The organism is Acinetobacter sp. C26M (assembly GCF_023702675.1).
Classification (GTDB): Bacteria; Pseudomonadota; Gammaproteobacteria; order Pseudomonadales; family Moraxellaceae; genus Acinetobacter.
Genome location: NZ_CP098478.1, coordinates 1,592,880 through 1,609,328 on the forward strand (window position 1 = coordinate 1,592,880; position 16,449 = coordinate 1,609,328).

14 protein-coding genes are annotated in these 16,449 nt (G+C 40.4%); 10 read left to right on the plus strand and 4 right to left on the minus strand.

The window, feature by feature from the left end; all coding sequences use genetic code 11:
* Positions 1 to 37 precede the first annotated feature (37 nt).
* The 4 genes from NDN11_RS07160 (at position 38) to NDN11_RS07175 (ending at position 4,460) form a co-directional block, all read left to right on the plus strand.
* Positions 38 to 1,009, plus strand: a complete 972-nt coding sequence (locus NDN11_RS07160; protein WP_251111225.1) for a metal-dependent hydrolase — start codon at positions 38 to 40, stop codon at positions 1,007 to 1,009.
* 38 nt (positions 1,010 to 1,047) lie between these two features.
* Positions 1,048 to 1,872 (plus strand): SDR family NAD(P)-dependent oxidoreductase, encoded by an 825-nt coding sequence (locus NDN11_RS07165; RefSeq protein WP_251111226.1) that lies wholly within the window; start codon positions 1,048 to 1,050, stop codon positions 1,870 to 1,872.
* A gap of 93 nt (positions 1,873 to 1,965) precedes the next feature.
* Positions 1,966 to 3,486, plus strand: a complete 1,521-nt coding sequence (locus tag NDN11_RS07170; protein WP_251111227.1) for a flavin-containing monooxygenase — start codon at positions 1,966 to 1,968, stop codon at positions 3,484 to 3,486.
* A gap of 95 nt (positions 3,487 to 3,581) precedes the next feature.
* A complete protein-coding gene (locus NDN11_RS07175; RefSeq protein WP_251111228.1) occupies positions 3,582 to 4,460 on the plus strand; it encodes a class I SAM-dependent methyltransferase in 879 nt (292 codons plus the stop codon).
* Positions 4,461 to 4,528: 68 nt separating this feature from the next.
* Here NDN11_RS07175 and NDN11_RS07180 read toward each other — a convergent pair whose 3' ends face one another.
* A complete protein-coding gene (locus tag NDN11_RS07180) occupies positions 4,529 to 5,305 on the minus strand; it encodes a M48 family metallopeptidase (protein ID WP_251111229.1) in 777 nt (258 codons plus the stop codon).
* Between the two features lie 199 nt (positions 5,306 to 5,504).
* A complete protein-coding gene (crp, locus tag NDN11_RS07185) occupies positions 5,505 to 6,212 on the minus strand; it encodes a cAMP-activated global transcriptional regulator CRP (RefSeq protein WP_004654102.1) in 708 nt (235 codons plus the stop codon).
* Between the two features lie 148 nt (positions 6,213 to 6,360).
* Here crp and NDN11_RS07190 point away from each other — a divergent pair, with 148 nt between their 5' ends.
* Positions 6,361 to 6,783, plus strand: coding sequence for an OsmC family protein (locus NDN11_RS07190; protein WP_167251467.1), 423 nt, complete (start codon positions 6,361 to 6,363; stop codon positions 6,781 to 6,783).
* A 72-nt stretch (positions 6,784 to 6,855) separates the two neighbouring features.
* On the opposite strand, the gene NDN11_RS07195 is transcribed toward NDN11_RS07190, so the two are convergent.
* On the minus strand, positions 6,856 to 7,656 hold the full coding sequence (locus NDN11_RS07195) for a M23 family metallopeptidase (RefSeq protein WP_251111230.1): 801 nt from the start codon (positions 7,654 to 7,656) through the stop codon (positions 6,856 to 6,858).
* Between the two features lie 263 nt (positions 7,657 to 7,919).
* Between NDN11_RS07195 and clpB the strand changes: the two genes are divergently transcribed.
* Together clpB and NDN11_RS07205 are read left to right on the plus strand one after the other, a co-directional pair.
* A complete protein-coding gene (clpB, locus tag NDN11_RS07200) occupies positions 7,920 to 10,499 on the plus strand; it encodes an ATP-dependent chaperone ClpB (protein WP_251111231.1) in 2,580 nt (859 codons plus the stop codon).
* Positions 10,500 to 10,666: 167 nt separating this feature from the next.
* Positions 10,667 to 11,107, plus strand: a complete 441-nt coding sequence (locus NDN11_RS07205; protein WP_251111232.1) for a hypothetical protein — start codon at positions 10,667 to 10,669, stop codon at positions 11,105 to 11,107.
* Here NDN11_RS07205 and rlmKL read toward each other — a convergent pair.
* The gene (gene rlmKL, locus NDN11_RS07210; protein ID WP_251111233.1) at positions 11,100 to 13,304 is read right to left on the minus strand and encodes a bifunctional 23S rRNA (guanine(2069)-N(7))-methyltransferase RlmK/23S rRNA (guanine(2445)-N(2))-methyltransferase RlmL; all 2,205 of its coding nucleotides are present in this window, start codon (positions 13,302 to 13,304) and stop codon (positions 11,100 to 11,102) included. The two genes, NDN11_RS07205 and rlmKL, sit on opposite strands and share 8 nt — an antisense overlap.
* 254 nt (positions 13,305 to 13,558) lie before the next feature.
* Between rlmKL and NDN11_RS07215 the strand changes: the two genes are divergently transcribed.
* The 3 genes from NDN11_RS07215 to NDN11_RS07225 all read left to right on the plus strand — a co-directional run bounded on the left by NDN11_RS07215 (position 13,559) and on the right by NDN11_RS07225 (position 16,428).
* Positions 13,559 to 13,930 (plus strand): hypothetical protein, encoded by a 372-nt coding sequence (locus NDN11_RS07215; RefSeq protein WP_167251476.1) that lies wholly within the window; start codon positions 13,559 to 13,561, stop codon positions 13,928 to 13,930.
* A gap of 236 nt (positions 13,931 to 14,166) precedes the next feature.
* The gene (locus tag NDN11_RS07220) at positions 14,167 to 15,183 is read left to right on the plus strand and encodes an aspartate carbamoyltransferase catalytic subunit (RefSeq protein ID WP_251111234.1); all 1,017 of its coding nucleotides are present in this window, start codon (positions 14,167 to 14,169) and stop codon (positions 15,181 to 15,183) included.
* Positions 15,184 to 15,195: 12 nt separating this feature from the next.
* Positions 15,196 to 16,428, plus strand: coding sequence for a dihydroorotase (locus NDN11_RS07225; protein WP_167251480.1), 1,233 nt, complete (start codon positions 15,196 to 15,198; stop codon positions 16,426 to 16,428).
* Positions 16,429 to 16,449: the final 21 nt, after the last annotated feature.

A 16,449-nucleotide genomic window follows, 5' to 3' on the forward strand; every position in this document is an offset into this window, starting at 1 on the left:
TCTTTTAAGTTGTGAAGCAGTTTTAGGGGATCAAGATATGGTCGCTCAAGTTCTTCGAAATGTCTTTTCAGACAAACTCAGTACCAAATACCGAGGCATTATTCAAAATCTTGCGAATAAGTCACCGATTCCAATTCGCCATTTTGATTTTAAGTTCGATCCTGAAAGCTTGGATATCAAGTTTTTAATGCAGAAGGAATGGGCAACTGCGTATTTTGCTGCTCTATCGATTTTTCTCACTTATGGTGAGGATTTGGTAATTGAAACCGCACGTTATCATCGTGATTTTATTGATGACCCTATCTTAAAGCAAAGATTAACTTCTTTGATTGGACAGGAGGCAATTCATTCAAAATTGCACAATGAATATAACGAAATCATGATTCCAAATGATGTACCTGTTCGCTTATATCGTTTTTTGGCAGAGCAAGTATTTAATTATACTTTTTTAAAATTTCCCCAACCGCTCAAGCTGTCGTTGATGGCAGGGATCGAGCACTTTACTGCTGTGCTCGCTGAGTTCGGTATGAAGCATGAATATATTTTTCAATATTCTGATGATGAAAAAGCATGTGCTTTGTGGATGTGGCACATGCTTGAAGAATCTGAACATAAAGATATCGCTTATGATACTTATCAGGTGCTCTCTGGAAATTATGCATTAAGGATTCTTGGCTTTTTTCTGGCGTTTATTACCATAGGGGTTGGTGTTGGAGCTGGTGGTTTGTTTTTACCATTTTTCCGCCGTCCGAGTAATTTGATTAACCTCAGTTTCTGGAAAGAAGCGGGTGCAAGCTGGTCTGTACTTTTTAGTTTAAAAGATGGCATGTTTGGTAGCACATTACCTCATATCTTTGATTATTTACGTCCGGATTTCCATCCCAATGATCATGATACAACAGCCTATTTGGAGTACTACAAAGAACGTTTATTAAACCCTGAAACTGGCTTATTAAGCCCTTATTTCCTTAAAGAGTTTGTACCACCTGTACGTGCAGCGACTGCATAACTTGGTCCATATCCATACGAGACGATTGGAACATAAAGATGAAATTATTTGGAAAAAAATCCAAGCCAAGCCAAAAAGCATTCGCTGTGGTGACTGGTGCAGGAAGCGGGATTGGTCGTAGTTTTGCACTTGAACTGGCAAAACGTGGCGGTACAGTGGTGTGTTCGGACATTAACCTTGATGCAGCAAAAGAAACGGTCGGTTTGGTTGAGGCAATTGGAGCCAAAGCCTTTGCTGTGCAATGTGATGTTGCTAAAGAAGAGCAAGTCAATCAGTTGGCAGAACAGGCCCAACAATTGATGCAGAACCCAGTCACATTGGTGATTAATAATGCAGGAATTGGTTTGGGAGGCAAGTTTGATGAAATGTCTTCTGAAGATTGGCATTGGTGCATGAATATTAATTTATGGGGTGTAATCCACGGCTGCCGCGCTTTTGTGCCGAAGTTTAAACAACTTGGACATGGTGCAATTATTAATGTGGCTTCCGCTGCATCTTATACTGCAGCACCAGAAATGACCGTCTATAACGTATCTAAAGCAGGTGTTCGTGCCTTGTCAGAAACACTTTCGGCTGAACTGCGAAAATCGAATATCAAGGTCAATGTGCTTTGTCCAACTTTAGTACCAACCAATATCATTAAAAACGGCAAAGTCCCACATAAAGGGCTTTTAGATTATGCCCTCACCAATTTGGCTTTTACCACCAGTGACAAGGTGGCCAAGCTGACTTTGGATCGTTTGGATAAAGGTGAGCTTTATACCATTCCACAAATCGATGCCAAGTTATTTTGGTTGATGAAACGTACTGCACCAAATTTGTATGCAAAATTCTTAGGTACCTCGTACCGATTTATGAAGTAGTTACCTCGGATAAAAGATTTTAAACACTGAAATAAGAAGAAACGCGATTAGCAATAGGCTTATTTCAGTTGAATGAATAAAGGATATTTTTAAATGACAGCTCAAGCAAAAAAATTAAACTCAGCTGAAGGAAAGGCGCTACCACAACATATCTATGATACCTTTATTGTAGGTGCTGGTATCTCGGGTATTGCAACTGCAATTCGTCTTGATCAAGTGGGTTATAGCAACTACAAGATCATTGAGAAAGCGACACGCGTTGGGGGAACTTGGCGTGAAAATACCTACCCAGGTTGTGGATGTGATGTTCCGTCTGCGTTGTATTCATATTCATTTGCACCAAGTGCAAAATGGAGTCATTTATTTGCACGTCAACCTGAAATCTTGAGCTATTTAGAGGAAGTAAGTGAAGATTTTGGGGTGAGCTCAAAAATAGAATTTGGTACAGAGTTGGTTAACGCTGCTTGGGACAATGAGCGCAATTTATGGGTTATGGACACCAATAAAGGGCAATTCTTAGCACGTACCACAGTTTTTGCAACAGGACCAATTACTGAGGCGCAAATTCCCAAACTCGAAGGCTTGGAAACGTTTAAAGGTGAAATGTTCCATTCCGCCAAATGGAATCATGATTACGATCTAACAGGCAAACGTATTGCAGTCATTGGGACAGGTGCTTCTGCAATTCAGTTTGTTCCTCAGATTCAGCCTTTGGCTAAAGAACTCTACGTCTATCAGCGTACGGCACCGTGGGTGGTACCAAAGCCAGATACTGATTTAGGTGATATCAGTAAAGCCCTGATTGAAAAATTTCCACTCATTCAAAAAACATGGCGTAAAACAGTAGCTCAGTCCTTGAATGCGATTAACTTCGGCTTACGCAACCCAGCAGTGTTAAAACCTGTGGGTGAATTAGCCAAACTGATTTTACGTTTCCAGATTGAAGATCCTGAATTACGCAAAAACGTAACACCGAACTTTACCATAGGCTGTAAACGTCTATTGTTCGCCAATAATTACTATCCAGCATTGCAACAAGCGAATACCAAACTGATTCCACATGGATTGGTGAAAGTAGAAGGCAATACCGTCGTGTCTGCAAATGGTGAACGTCATGAAGTAGACGTGATTATTTGGGGTACTGGTTTTGAAGTCTCTCATCCGCCTATTGGTAAGCGTGTGACCAATGAAAAAGGTCAGATATTAAATGATTTGTGGAAAAGCAGTTCACCAGAAGCATATTTGGGTACCAGTATTGAAAATGTCCCGAATGCGTTCTTAGTTTTAGGACCAAATGTCTTGGTTTATGACTCATTTATTGGTTTGGCTGAAGCACAACTTGATTATATCGTTGATGGTTTACTAAAAATCAAAGAAAAAGGCATCAGTAAGCTGAATATCAAGCCTGAAGTGATCAAGCAGCATAATGAATTGGTACAAAAACATCTAAAAACCACTGTGTTTAACGCGGGTGGATGTAAGAGCTATTACTTAGATGCCAATGGTCGTAACTTTGCTGCTTGGCCTTGGTCGTTGAAAAAGTTAAAGCAACGTTTGAAGCGCATGGACTTAAATGATTATCAAGTGACGTATCAAACTGAAAAAGCTAAATAATTTTCATTTAGTCATTAATAAGCAGTAAATTTTGTCTAGCGATGGAATTTGCTGCTTATTTTTTGCAAGATAGCAATAAAAATGGGGGAATCAAAATGAAAGAAGGACAATCGAGTCGCACGGCTGAAGCAGCCGCAGCATTGCGTGCCAATCATTTTCAAAATGCTGAAAATCCAGTCTTTTCAGACCCTTTTGCATTTGAATTAACCAGTAAGGGCTGGAAGAAACTGTTAACCACTTCATTGACCGTGAAAGTAATGAATTCTGCTATGTTTAATCGAACCTTTGGCTTATTAACAGGTCAAGTGGTAGGACGTTCAAGATATGCAGAAGATCTACTTGAGCAAGCAATCTCGAAAGGGTTGCAACAATATGTGTTAGTCGGTGCAGGGTTAGATTCTTTTACCTTGAGACAGGCCCAGAAGTACCCTCAGTTAAAAATTTTTGAAGTGGATCATCCAGATACTCAAGCAGCAAAACAAAGCAAATTACGCCAATTGGGAGAGCTTCCAGCGAATGTTGAATTTGTTGCGATTGATTTTGAAAAAGAATCGATTGCTGATGCTTTAGTGCGGAGTATGTTTAAGCAGGATCAAGCTGCTTTTTTCTCATGGTTAGGGACGACCCATTATCTGGAACCAGCAACGACTTTAAATACCTTAGCCAGCATTGCACAGATTGCTGCACAGGGTAGTGAGGTAGTGTTAGACTACTCAGTTGACTATCGCGAGTTGGAAGGCATAGAGCGTTTGGGAACCTTGTTCGTGTCGCAATTTACCCGTTTTTTAAAAGAACCATTGAAAGGGCAATTTAGACCGAAGATATTGCATCAAGCAGTAGAACAAATGGGGTATAACATCATTGAGGATTTATCAGGGGATGGCTTAACTGAACGTTATTTTCAGGCACGACCTGATCATATCCGCCATACTGTTGCGACACATATGTTGCATCTGAAATTGATCAAAGCTTAATTTTTTATTCTGTTGCTATAAAAGAAACAGCCCTTTAATTCTATACACCGAATTAAAGGGCTTTTTGCTTAGCGGCGTTTATTATACAGCGCTAATGCCGCTGGTAAGTTTTTACGCATATCACTAATACGTTGTGTATTTGATGGATGCGTTGACAAGAACGAACTGCCACCAGCACCATCTAAACGATTCATTTTTTCCCAAAGACTAATTGCTGCATTTGGGTTATAGCCTGCTTTTGCCATAAGCATTAAGCCACCGTAATCGGCACGGCTTTCTAGATTACGTGAGTAAGGTAGACCAACACCGACTTGACTGCCCAAATCGATTGCAGCGTTACCTAGATCACCTATGCTGCTACCTGCGTATGATTTACCAATACCTATCGCAAGATTTGTTAAAGCCTGAGCACCAATTTTACTTTTTGCGTGTTCTTCTAAAGCATGTGTCATCTCATGACCCATAATTGCCGCAATTTCATCATTGGTTAAATTCAGCTTGTTGACAATACCTGTATAGAAAACAACTTTACCACCTGGAGCAACGTAAGCATTGACTGTATCTGATTTTAATACAGCCAACTGCCAGTCAAAGCGTTGCCCAGTTTGGTTCATTTGGTCTGCATAAGGTTTTAAGCGTTGAAACACAGTATTAATACGTTGATAAGTACTTGAGTTGCTATCTAGCTGGTTCTTGGCACGCGCTTCTTGTGTCATTTTTGCGAAGCTTTGTGCGGATTGAGCATTCAAGGTTGCACTGTCTGCACCCGCCATATCTGCGAAAGATGCACAGCCAGAAATTGTCATCACGGTGACTGCACAAAGGCTCAAAGCTAATTTCTTCATACTTATTCTCTCCAAATCAGTATCTTATGAATATAGTCTTAATTAGGTGGGATTATAAAAAATGTTTACAGCAGTTAACATTCTGAATACCTCTATAATCATTGTAATTATGTAATCAACCAACCCTATATTTTAGCGCAAAAAATAAAGCCAGTGACAGGCACTGGCTTTATTCGAATTCATTCGATCTTAGATCAAATTAATCTTCGTCATCATACTCATCTTCAGAGAAGGTATTTTCTTCTAAAGAAGCATCAAAAATTAAGATTGCTTTACCATCAGTTTGGATCATGCCTTGATCTTCAAGTGTCTTGAGGACACGTCCAACCATTTCACGAGAACAACCGACGATACGACCAATTTCTTGGCGGGTGATACGAATCTGACGACCGTTCGGCAAAATCATTGCTTCTGGTTGAGCAGATAAGTCAATTAGGCAACGTGCAATACGACCTGACACATCAATGAAGGCCAAATCAGTCACTTTACGTGTTGTATTTTTAAGACGACGTACCAATTGAGCAAACACAGCATAGCTTAAATCTGGATATTGTTTGCTTAACTCGTGGAAATTGTCGTAAGAGATTTCTGCAATTTCACAGACATCTCGTGTACGTACTTCTGCGGTACGTTGAGGGTTCTTTTCAAAAAGCCCCATTTCACCAAAGAAATCGCCTGGGTTTAGATAGGCAACAACAATTTCACGTTCGTCATCTTCACGTAAGATAATTGACACTGAACCTTTTAATATTAAATACAGTGATTTTGATTCCGTTCCAGCGTCAACAATCGTGGTGCGTTTAGGGTATCTATTAATATGAGCACGTTTTAGCAAAGCTTTAACTGATTCAGGTAGTTGACCTGGAGACAAAGCATCAGTGCTAAGTTGTGAAAAATTTGAAGTCATGCTTAAAATTTCCGAATTTGGATAAAACCGATCGCACAGGCCCTTGGTAGAGCCTTTTCTACACAGAAGAGATGAAATTCCTTATCAACTCATTTTATGTTAGTGTACAAGAACAGAGTAAATTTATAACGTTTTTCGGGTAGTTGCAATGCAAACAAGTGTACATTGGTTAGAGAATGTTGCTTTTGAGGCAAAATCAGAAAGTGGCCACAGTGTGGTGATGGATGGTTCTGCTGAATATGGTGGTGAAAACCGTGGTCCACGTCCTATGGAGTTGATTTTAATGGGACTTGGTGGGTGTGCTTCGTTTGATATTGTGACCATTTTAAAGAAATCTCGCCAAGATGTGACGGGTGTTGTATGTCAGCTCAAAGCAGAAAGGGCTGATTCGATTCCTGCGGTATTTACTAAAATTCATTTACACTTCATTGTCACTGGCAAAGCGGTAAAAACGAAGCAAGTTGAGAAAGCGGTTGAACTCTCTGCAGAAAAATATTGTTCGGCGAGTAAAATGCTTGCAGATGGTGGTGTTGAAATCACCCATGATTTTGAAATTATTGAAGCAGTTTAAATATTAAATTATTAAGTTTTGCTAAAAAGTGATCTATTTTTATAGATCACTTTTTTTTATAAGCTTTTCTTTTTATTTTAGAAATAATTGTGGGTCTACCCGCGCATTATTCAGGCTCATGCCCCAATGTAAATGTGGTCCAGTGACGCGACCGGTCTTACCTACCAATCCGAGTGTTTCACCCTGATGAATCTGCTGTCCCTTCGCCACATTAATTTTACTCAAATGACAGAACATGCTGATTAAGCCCTGACCGTGATCAATCAGTACAGTATTGCCATTAAAGAAATAGTCACCCGTTTGTACGACGATCCCATCTGCAGGTGCTACTACTATCTGTCCAACTGGGGCTGGAATGTCTAAACCAGAGTGAGGTGCCCGTTCTTCACCATTGAAAAAGCGTTTTCTTCCAAATGAGTTACTGAATTTACCCGCAGTCGGTCGAATAAAATTTGGAAATTGCGTCCATGTGCTTGTCGTAAAGGAGCTATAAATATCATTTTGCTCTTTGGCTTCTTGTGCATAACGATCCAATTGATCTTGATTTGGATTGACATAGTCTTGGTTTTTGACCGCCAAGCGTTGTTCTGCATAGCGATATGGGCTTACTTCGATTTGAATCGGTGTGCTATTGGTTGTTAAAGTCAAATTGCCTAGCGATGCTGAGAGTGGAATACCAAAGATGGCATAACGCTGAGTCCCTTGTTGTGTAATCAATACTGGTTTTTGTTCGTAAAAGACCTGTGTGGTTGTTGTCGGGAGTTGAATCACGGCAATACCACCGGCACGTCTTGAGTCCTGTGGCAGTTGTGCAAAAGCTGCATGAAGTGGAAGCAGGGAAGCCACGCTGAGCAAAATTGTTTTTAGAGACATGATAAGCAATTTTAATTGAAGCAAAGCGCTAAGCTAAAACGTTCACCTTAAAATCACAATAAGGATTTTGTGCAAAACGGAATAGACGGAAAAATTATACAAAATATACTTGAAATAGATTGTTTATACACCCATATTACTAATGAGTTTTGTCTCTTAAATTTTTTATAAAATATTGAAAAATATATAAATTTTATTTGAAATTTTAAAAAACGTTCCCATCTAAGTGATAAGTTAAGAATTTGTTGTGAGGAATAACAAGAATGCGATTTGAAAAATTTACAAACCGTTTACAGCAAGCACTCTCAGACGCACAATCATTGGCAATGGGTAAGGATCATACTGCAATTGCAGGAATTCATATCCTGTCGACTCTTTTGAAAGAACCTGCCAATCTGAGTTTATTGCAACAAGCGGGTGCACGTTTACCAGAGTTAAAGCAAAAATTGGAACAAGCATTAGAAAATGCTCCTACTTTGGCGAATCCTACAGGTGATATCAATCTGAATCCTGAAGCGGTAAAGGCATTGAATTTAGCTGACCGTTATGCACAAAAAGCAGGTGATGAGTTTTTATCAACAGATTGGGTGTTGTTAGGTTTAGCTGAAACGGGCGAAACCAAAACTATTTTAAACAGCGTGGGTGTAACACCAGAAAGCTTACGTAAAGTGATTGAAAATATTCGAGGAAATGACAAAGTTATGAGCAATAATCACGAAGATCAACGTGACTCACTCAATAAATACACCATTGACTTAACTGAGCGTGCTTTAGCGGGCAAGCTTGATCCTGTGATTGGCCGTGATGATGAAATTCGTCGTACCATTCAAGTTTTATCACGTCGTACTAAAAATAATCCTGTCCTGATTGGTGAACCTGGGGTCGGTAAAACAGCGATTGTCGAAGGATTAGCACAACGTATTGTCAATGGCGAAGTACCTGAAGGGTTGAAGAATAAGCGTGTACTGTCATTAGACTTAGGTTCATTGCTTGCAGGTGCAAAATATCGTGGTGAGTTTGAAGAGCGTTTAAAAGCTGTATTGAAAGACCTTGCTAAGCACGAAGGCGAGATCATCCTATTTATTGATGAGTTACATACGCTCGTTGGTGCTGGTAAGGGTGATGGCGCAATGGATGCAGGTAATATGTTGAAACCTGCTTTAGCGCGTGGTGAACTTCGTTGTGTAGGTGCAACGACTTTAGATGAGTATCGTCAATACATCGAGAAAGATGCTGCGCTTGAACGTCGTTTCCAAAAAGTGTTGGTGGATGAACCAAGTGTTGAAGATACCATTGCGATTCTACGCGGTCTAAAGGAAAAATATGCCACCCATCATGGTGTGCAAATCTTAGACTCAGCGATTATTGCTGCAGCGAAGATGTCTCATCGATACATTACAGATCGTCAACTACCTGACAAAGCTATCGACCTGATTGATGAAGCAGCATCGCGGATCAAAATGGAAATCGACTCGAAGCCAGAAGCTTTGGACAAACTTGACCGTCGCTTAATCCAATTGAAAATGCAATTGGAAGCGGTGAAAAAAGACCAAGATGCGGGAAGTAAAGCCGAGGTGAATCATCTTGAGCAGCAAATTGCTGAAAAGCAAAAAGAGTACAACGATCTCGAAGAGATTTGGAAAGCTGAAAAAACGCTGGTCGAGGGGGATAAGAAAGCACAAGTTGAATTGGATCAGGCACGCGTCGCTCTGGAAAAAGCTAAACGCGAAGGTGATTTGGCAGAAGCAGCACGTTTGCAATATGGTGTTATTCCAGAGTTGCAGAAGCGTTTAGAGCAAGCTGAAGTTGCAGAGGAAAATGAAGAACCGAAGCTAATTCGTACCAAAGTCACTGAGAATGAGATTGCCGAAGTGGTGAGTGCCGCAACAGGTATTCCTGTGGCGAAGATGTTGCAAGGTGAACGTGAAAAACTTCTAAATATGGAAGAGTTCTTGCATAACCGTGTGGTCGGACAAGATGAAGCAGTAATTGCTGTTTCCAATGCGGTACGTCGTTCACGTGCAGGCTTGTCTGACCCGAACCGTCCTAGTGGATCATTCTTGTTCCTTGGACCAACTGGTGTAGGTAAAACCGAGTTGACTAAGGCTTTGGCAAACTTCTTGTTTGACAGTGATGATGCCATGATTCGTATTGATATGTCTGAATTCATGGAAAAACACTCGGTCAGTCGTCTGGTTGGTGCGCCTCCTGGTTATGTCGGTTATGAAGAAGGTGGTGTTTTAACTGAAGCGGTACGCCGTAAACCTTATAGCGTGGTGCTGTTTGATGAGGTGGAAAAAGCCCATCCAGATGTGTTTAACATTTTGCTACAGGTGTTGGATGATGGGCGTTTAACCGATTCGCAAGGTCGTGTGATTGACTTTAAAAATACGGTTATTGTAATGACCTCGAACCTCGGTTCACAAGATGTACGTGAGCTGGGAGAAGGCGCAACCGATGATGAAGTTCGTACTGTGGTCATGAATGCGGTAACCCAGCATTTCCGTCCAGAGTTTATTAACCGTATTGATGAGTTGGTGGTTTTCCATTCATTACAGAAAGCGCAAATTCGTGGAATTGCCGATATTCAGTTAGATCGTTTACGTTCACGCTTGAGCGATCGGGATATGGGCTTAACCGTGGATGATACTGCTTTCGACTTATTGATCGATGCCGGTTTTGACCCTGTGTATGGTGCACGTCCATTAAAACGTGCCATTCAACAGCAAGTGGAAAATAACTTGGCTCAGAAAATCCTTTCAGGTGAATTTCAGCCGGGGGATAACATTTTAATCAAAGGTGAAGATGGTCATCTTGTGTTTGATAAAATGAAACTCAGCTAAGTACAATTTTAACGATTGGCTAAAAAGATGGTGATCAAAATCACCATCTTTTTTTGTATTGGTGTTATTGGTCAGATTTTTGCTCGAATATTACCAATAACATTGCGACTTGATTAAAAACTTGATAGCTTCGGAACAAATAAGAAAAAAATTCAGGATGAATTGCAATGGAAAACAACAGACATCATTGCACACATGCTTGTGTAATTTTGTTGTTAACGGCCTTATCTTCGATGGCGAATGCTGCACAGCCATTGAATGAAGGATCGCTCGCTTTACAAACAGGTATGCTGAACAATGCACTGCCTAGTATTATCATTAAAGCTCAGCAAGATGCTTTAAAGCCTGAAGAAGAGCGTTGGCGTTCACAACGGATCCTTAGTGATAAATACTTGGGTGATATTCGTGTTAGTACTATCTTGGGAGGCGTGTTATCTCCTCACGAAGAACAAAAAAAAGTACTGGCCGTTGATAATCGAGATAAGCGGGCTGCGACCATCAAACCACATGAACAACCACCTGACCGTTACATGATTTATGAATTCGAGTCAGGCAATGTTCATGTGACTTATAACGATGATGTTAAAGCCGAGCTCGTAATTAAATAGTGGGATGCTGAATTTTCCAAGCACGATGAATTTTTTGATTACGTTTAAAATCTAAACCAATCGTTTCAGAGGTGATTTCTTCAACTTGATACATCGCCTCTAACTCTTCATCTAGTTCAAAGCCACGATAGTTATTTGAGAAATACAAGGTTCCATCACTGGTTAAGCGATTCATAGCACGTTTAAGAAGTGAAACGTGGTCACGCTGTACGTCAAAAGTTCCATAGAACTTCTTTGAGTTTGAGAAGGTTGGTGGGTCAATGAAAATCAAATCATATTGCTCATGACCTTCTTTTAGCCACTCAAAGCAATCACTTGCAAAGAACATGTGTTGTTCATCTGCATGATCTACAGTTAAACCGTTTAATACAAAGTTTTCTTTTGACCAATTCAAGTAAGTATTGGATAAATCGACACTGGTCGTACTTGCTGCGCCACCTAAAGCAGCATGTAGGCTTGCTGTAGAGGTGTAGCTATAAAGATTGAGGAAATGTTTGCCTCGTGCTTCTTTGGCAATTCTTAAACGCATCTGGCGGTGATCCAAGAATAGACCTGTATCTAAATAATCGGTCAAATTCACCAAGATACGAGCATTGCCTTCCTGAACGATAAAACGTTTCGATGCCGTACTTTGTTTAGTGTACTGGTTTGCACCCGCTTGTTTTGCACGTGTTTTAATAAAGATTGCATCACGACCTAAGCCTGTTACAGCGCGAATGGCAGCTAGCGCAAGGTTAAAACGTTTTTTTGCTTTTTCTGGATCAATGGTTTTTGGTGGCGCGTATTCTTGAACATGCAAACGATCCCCATATAAGTCGACTGCGACGTTAAAGTCTGGCAAATCGGCATCATATAAACGTAAACAGAATATATTTTCTTTGACTGCCCATTTTTTCAATGTTTGCATATTTTTTTGCAAACGATTGGTAAAGTCTTCTGCACCTTCAATTTTTTCAAATTGTTGTGGTTGCCAAGTGGCAAGAAAAGGTTGTGTCACTGTTGCAGGTTTAACGGTACCAAAACGGATATAAATTGGTAATTTACCATTCATCAAACGTAAGGTTTGAGGATCATTAATAGCAAGCACATCTGCCTGTTCAATTTGTGCTGCAATGACAGCAACAGACTGATTTGGGAAATTCTTTTGTAACAGTCCCGATAAACCTAAATAGAATGAACGGCTAGAGGCTTTATCACCTAAACGTTCGCCATATGGGGGGTTGGTCACGATAAAGGCTTTTTTACCTTCGGCATGGAAGTCATCCCAATCTGCTAGGGTACGTTCTTCAATTTGGATTTGATCAAGTAACTTTTCAAAACCAGCAGCAATGATGTTTTGGCGCGTTGCTTTTACAGCTTCCCAATCAGCATCATAAGCATAGAATTTAGGTAGGGGCTGTTGTAAAGCTTTCTCATGACGTTCAGCAGCTTCAGCTTTCAGTGACATCCAGAGCTCATGGTCATGGCCATGCCAACCATTAAAACCAAAACGGCGCACTAAACCAGGCGCACGGTCTGTCAAAATGAGGAGAGATTCGATAATAAATGTGCCTGAGCCACACATTGGGTCAAGAATAATATCAGGTTGATATTTTGATAATTGGGCTTTTTGTAGAATCGCTGCAGCCAAGTTTTCTTTAATTGGTGCATCGGTCATATAACGACGATAGCCACGCTTATGTAAAGAATCACCAGATAAGTCTAAGCAAAAAGTATGTTCCGTCTTACCTGCAAGGGCATACAGGGTAATTTCAGGTTGCTTAATATCAATGCTCGGACGCTTGCCAACGGCTTCCATAAAGGAGTCCACTACACCATCTTTAACGCGTAGGGTCGCGAACTGTGTATTAACCTTAATTTCACGTTCTACGTGCAAGCGAACGGCAAAGGTACTTTGTGGTGCAAAAATCAAAGACCAGTCAAAACTAATCGCGCCTTCATAGAGTTCTTCAGCGACATCACGCGCATCATGGGTATGTTCAAGCTCGTGGGTATGAATCGGTAAAAGTACGCGAGAGGCAAGGCGTGACCACATACAAACGCGGTATGCATTTTCAAGCGTGCCTTTAAACACTAAGCGACCAGCAAAACGTTGGATATTTTGAATGCCTAAATCTTCAAGCTCTTGTTGTAATAAGGTTTCAAGCCCGTCCGCACAGGTCACCCAATAGTCTGTTAGACGTTGTTTAGCATTCATTCAAATTTCCAAAAACATTTTTAGCAATCGGCTATTTTAACTGATTTTTGTTTGCTCTGTCGGTGCATATTTGTGTGATTGTCAGCTTTATTCTGAATTAATCGATATTTTTTTAATAATTTGATCTGTATTTAGGAGATTCAAAAAATGTGATCGAGTACATTTTTATTTTTTTATTTTAATAGTTGGTACAGCTTTTGCATTTCTCTAAATGAATAATCAATAAATATTTCTCCCAATGATGTGAGGACTTTATGAAAGAAAGCATGAATAACGAAGTACTGGTCAATGCCGAAGCTTTTACGATTGCAACTCAAATGTATGTCCGTTTAAGACGTGTCTGTGGTCGTGTGATCGATGTAATGTATCTCGTTAACAATAAAGATTATGCCAAGCATGTACTGGATATTGCTTTAACTACTCAGGACCCAGAGTTGGAACGTTTTGTACATCGTTTAAGCCCATTGATTGATTTATATCCTGAGCCAAATCCATTGGTTGTGGAGACAAAAACTGCGATTGAAAAACAATCGGTTGAGGTTTTAGATACTTATTCCATGGAAGTGACAGACGAAGAAATTTATCAAGCGCAGGTGCATCATCACTATATTGGTGCACTAAGGTAAATTATAAGTCATTAAAAAATAGAAAATTAAAAGGATGTAGCGTTGATGTTTACATCCTTATCCTTTTTTAGGATATTCATATATAGACTAATATTCAGAATTGATGTTCTGATAGTGCATAAAAAATAAGATCAAGTAAAAGAACTAAAATTTTTTACTTAAGTGCTGAAAACTTCAACTACGAATGAAATCCAAAGTCTGTATAATGCCTTAACTTAACGTGTTAGGAATCTCTTATGCACTTGGCGGCATTGCATACTTTGAGTCAGATCCAGCTCAATCAACAAGGAAATCTCAAGCACTTTTTAACAATCGAGGGTCTTTCTAAACAAACCCTGACCAAAATTCTAGATACAGCACAAAGCTTTTTAGATGAAAATAATAATTTGATCAACCGTCCACTACTTGAAGGGTTGACGGTGATGAATCTGTTCTTTGAAAACTCCACGCGTACCCGTACCACTTTTGAGGCTGCAGCGAAGCGTTTATCTGCCAATGTCTTAAATATTGATATCGCACGCTCAAGCACATCTAAAGGTGAAACGTTACGTGACACGCTTTGGAACTTGGAAGCAATGGCGGCAGATATTTTTGTGGTCCGCCATTCATCTTCAGGTGCAGCACATTTTATTGCTAAAGATGTTTGTCCTAAAGTTGCGATTATTAATGCGGGTGATGGTCGTCATGCGCATCCAACCCAAGCAATGCTGGATATGTTGACGATCCGTCGTGAGACTAAAAAACCTTTTGAAGAATTAACCGTTGCCATTATTGGTGATATCAAGCATTCACGTGTTGCTCGTTCAAATGTGGCAGCATTGCAAACATTGGGTTGTAAAGACATTCGTGTAATTGCACCAAATACCTTATTACCAGTAGCTTTTGATGAATATGGTGAGCATGTCCGTCTGTTTAACAAAATGGATGAAGGTGTAAAAGACTGCGATGTGATTATTGCATTACGTATTCAAAATGAACGTATTGATTCACCTGCACTATCTTCACAGGCTGAATTCTACAAAATGTACGGCTTAAACAAAGAGCGTTTGGCTTTAGCCAAGCCTGATTGCATCGTGATGCATCCTGGTCCAATGAACCGTGGCGTTGAGATTGATTCAAGTGTTGCGGATGGCGATCAATCTGTCATTTTAAAACAAGTGACCAATGGTATCGCAGTTCGTATGGCGGTACTGGCACTTGCGATGCAAGGGCAGTTACAAGAACAAGGTTTAATTGAAGCGATTGCACTGTAAGGGATAGATCACATGAGTATTGTAAAAATTGAAAATGTCCGTGTGCTCGATCCAATTCAAAAAACTGATCAAGTCAAAACGGTTTATATCGAAAATGGTAAGTTGATCGATGCGGTAGGCCAAGTCGATGAAAGCATTGATGGGCAAGGCAAGTGGTTAATGCCGACCATGGTTGATTTATGTGCACGCTTACGAGAGCCAGGTCAACAACAACATGGGACTCTAAAGTCGGAAGGTAAAGCAGCGCGCGCCAATGGTATTTTGCATGTGATTACACCACCTGATTCAAAGCCAATTGTTCAAGATAATGGTGCTTTAATTCATGGCTTGATTGAAAAAGCACAATTGGATGGTGGTATTTATCTGCAAATTATCGGGGCCCAAACACAAGGTCTGAATGGCAAACAACCTGCTAATATGGCGGGATTGAAGAAGGGTGGATGTACTGCGGTTTCAAATGCCAATGCAAGCTTTGAAAATGATGATGTAGTAATTCGTACACTTGAGTATGCAGCAGGTTTGGGCTTAACTGTCGTGTTCTATGCAGAAGAGCCTCAGATTGCCAAAGATGGCTGTGCACACGAAGGCTTTATTGCTTCTCGTCAAGGTTTACCGATGATTCCAGCAATTGCTGAAACAGTTGCAATTGCAAAATACCTAATCATGATCGAAGCAACAGGAGTGAAAGCCCACTTTGGACTGCTGTCTTGTGGTGCTTCAGTTGATTTGATTCGCGCAGCAAAAGAGAAAGGTTTACCTGTTACTGCGGATGTTGCGATGCATCAACTGCATCTTACTGAGCAGCTGACCGATGGCTTTAACTCACTAGCGCATGTACGTCCACCGTTACGTTCTGAGCAAGATAAGGCTTTATTACGTCAAGGTGTCAAAGAGGGCGTGATTGATGCAATTTGTACCCATCATGAACCATTAAGCAGTTCTGCGAAAATGGCACCCTTTGCAGAAACACAACCAGGGATTAGTGCTTTTGATACCTATGTAGGTTTAGGTGTACAGCTGATTCAGGAAGGTGTATTTGAACCTTTAGAGTGGGTTGAAAAAGTCACGTCGATTCCAGCACAAGTTGCCAATATGACGGAATGCTGGCAGCAAGAAGCGGGTTGGGTTTTGGTTGATCCAGAACAAGTGTGGACTGTTTCCAAAGAAACAATCGTCTCTCAAGGTAAAAATACGCCATTGCTTGGACAGCAGTTAACCGGCAAAGTTATTACGATATTTGCTTAAAATGATATAAAAGCAGCAGAA

Bases quoted from the DNA above. Each gene is read 5' to 3' on its own strand.
- NDN11_RS07160 (WP_251111225.1), top strand. From the start codon at position 38: ATGGTCGCTCAAGTTCTTCGAAATGTCTTTTCAGACAAACTCAGTACC.
- NDN11_RS07165 (WP_251111226.1), top strand. From the start codon at position 1,048: ATGAAATTATTTGGAAAAAAATCCAAGCCAAGCCAAAAAGCATTCGCT.
- NDN11_RS07170 (WP_251111227.1), top strand. From the start codon at position 1,966: ATGACAGCTCAAGCAAAAAAATTAAACTCAGCTGAAGGAAAGGCGCTA.
- NDN11_RS07175 (WP_251111228.1), top strand. From the start codon at position 3,582: ATGAAAGAAGGACAATCGAGTCGCACGGCTGAAGCAGCCGCAGCATTG.
- NDN11_RS07180 (WP_251111229.1), bottom strand. From the start codon at position 5,305: ATGAAGAAATTAGCTTTGAGCCTTTGTGCAGTCACCGTGATGACAATT.
- crp (WP_004654102.1), bottom strand. From the start codon at position 6,212: ATGACTTCAAATTTTTCACAACTTAGCACTGATGCTTTGTCTCCAGGT.
- NDN11_RS07190 (WP_167251467.1), top strand. From the start codon at position 6,361: ATGCAAACAAGTGTACATTGGTTAGAGAATGTTGCTTTTGAGGCAAAA.
- NDN11_RS07195 (WP_251111230.1), bottom strand. From the start codon at position 7,656: ATGTCTCTAAAAACAATTTTGCTCAGCGTGGCTTCCCTGCTTCCACTT.
- clpB (WP_251111231.1), top strand. From the start codon at position 7,920: ATGCGATTTGAAAAATTTACAAACCGTTTACAGCAAGCACTCTCAGAC.
- NDN11_RS07205 (WP_251111232.1), top strand. From the start codon at position 10,667: ATGGAAAACAACAGACATCATTGCACACATGCTTGTGTAATTTTGTTG.
- rlmKL (WP_251111233.1), bottom strand. From the start codon at position 13,304: ATGAATGCTAAACAACGTCTAACAGACTATTGGGTGACCTGTGCGGAC.
- NDN11_RS07215 (WP_167251476.1), top strand. From the start codon at position 13,559: ATGAAAGAAAGCATGAATAACGAAGTACTGGTCAATGCCGAAGCTTTT.
- NDN11_RS07220 (WP_251111234.1), top strand. From the start codon at position 14,167: ATGCACTTGGCGGCATTGCATACTTTGAGTCAGATCCAGCTCAATCAA.
- NDN11_RS07225 (WP_167251480.1), top strand. From the start codon at position 15,196: ATGAGTATTGTAAAAATTGAAAATGTCCGTGTGCTCGATCCAATTCAA.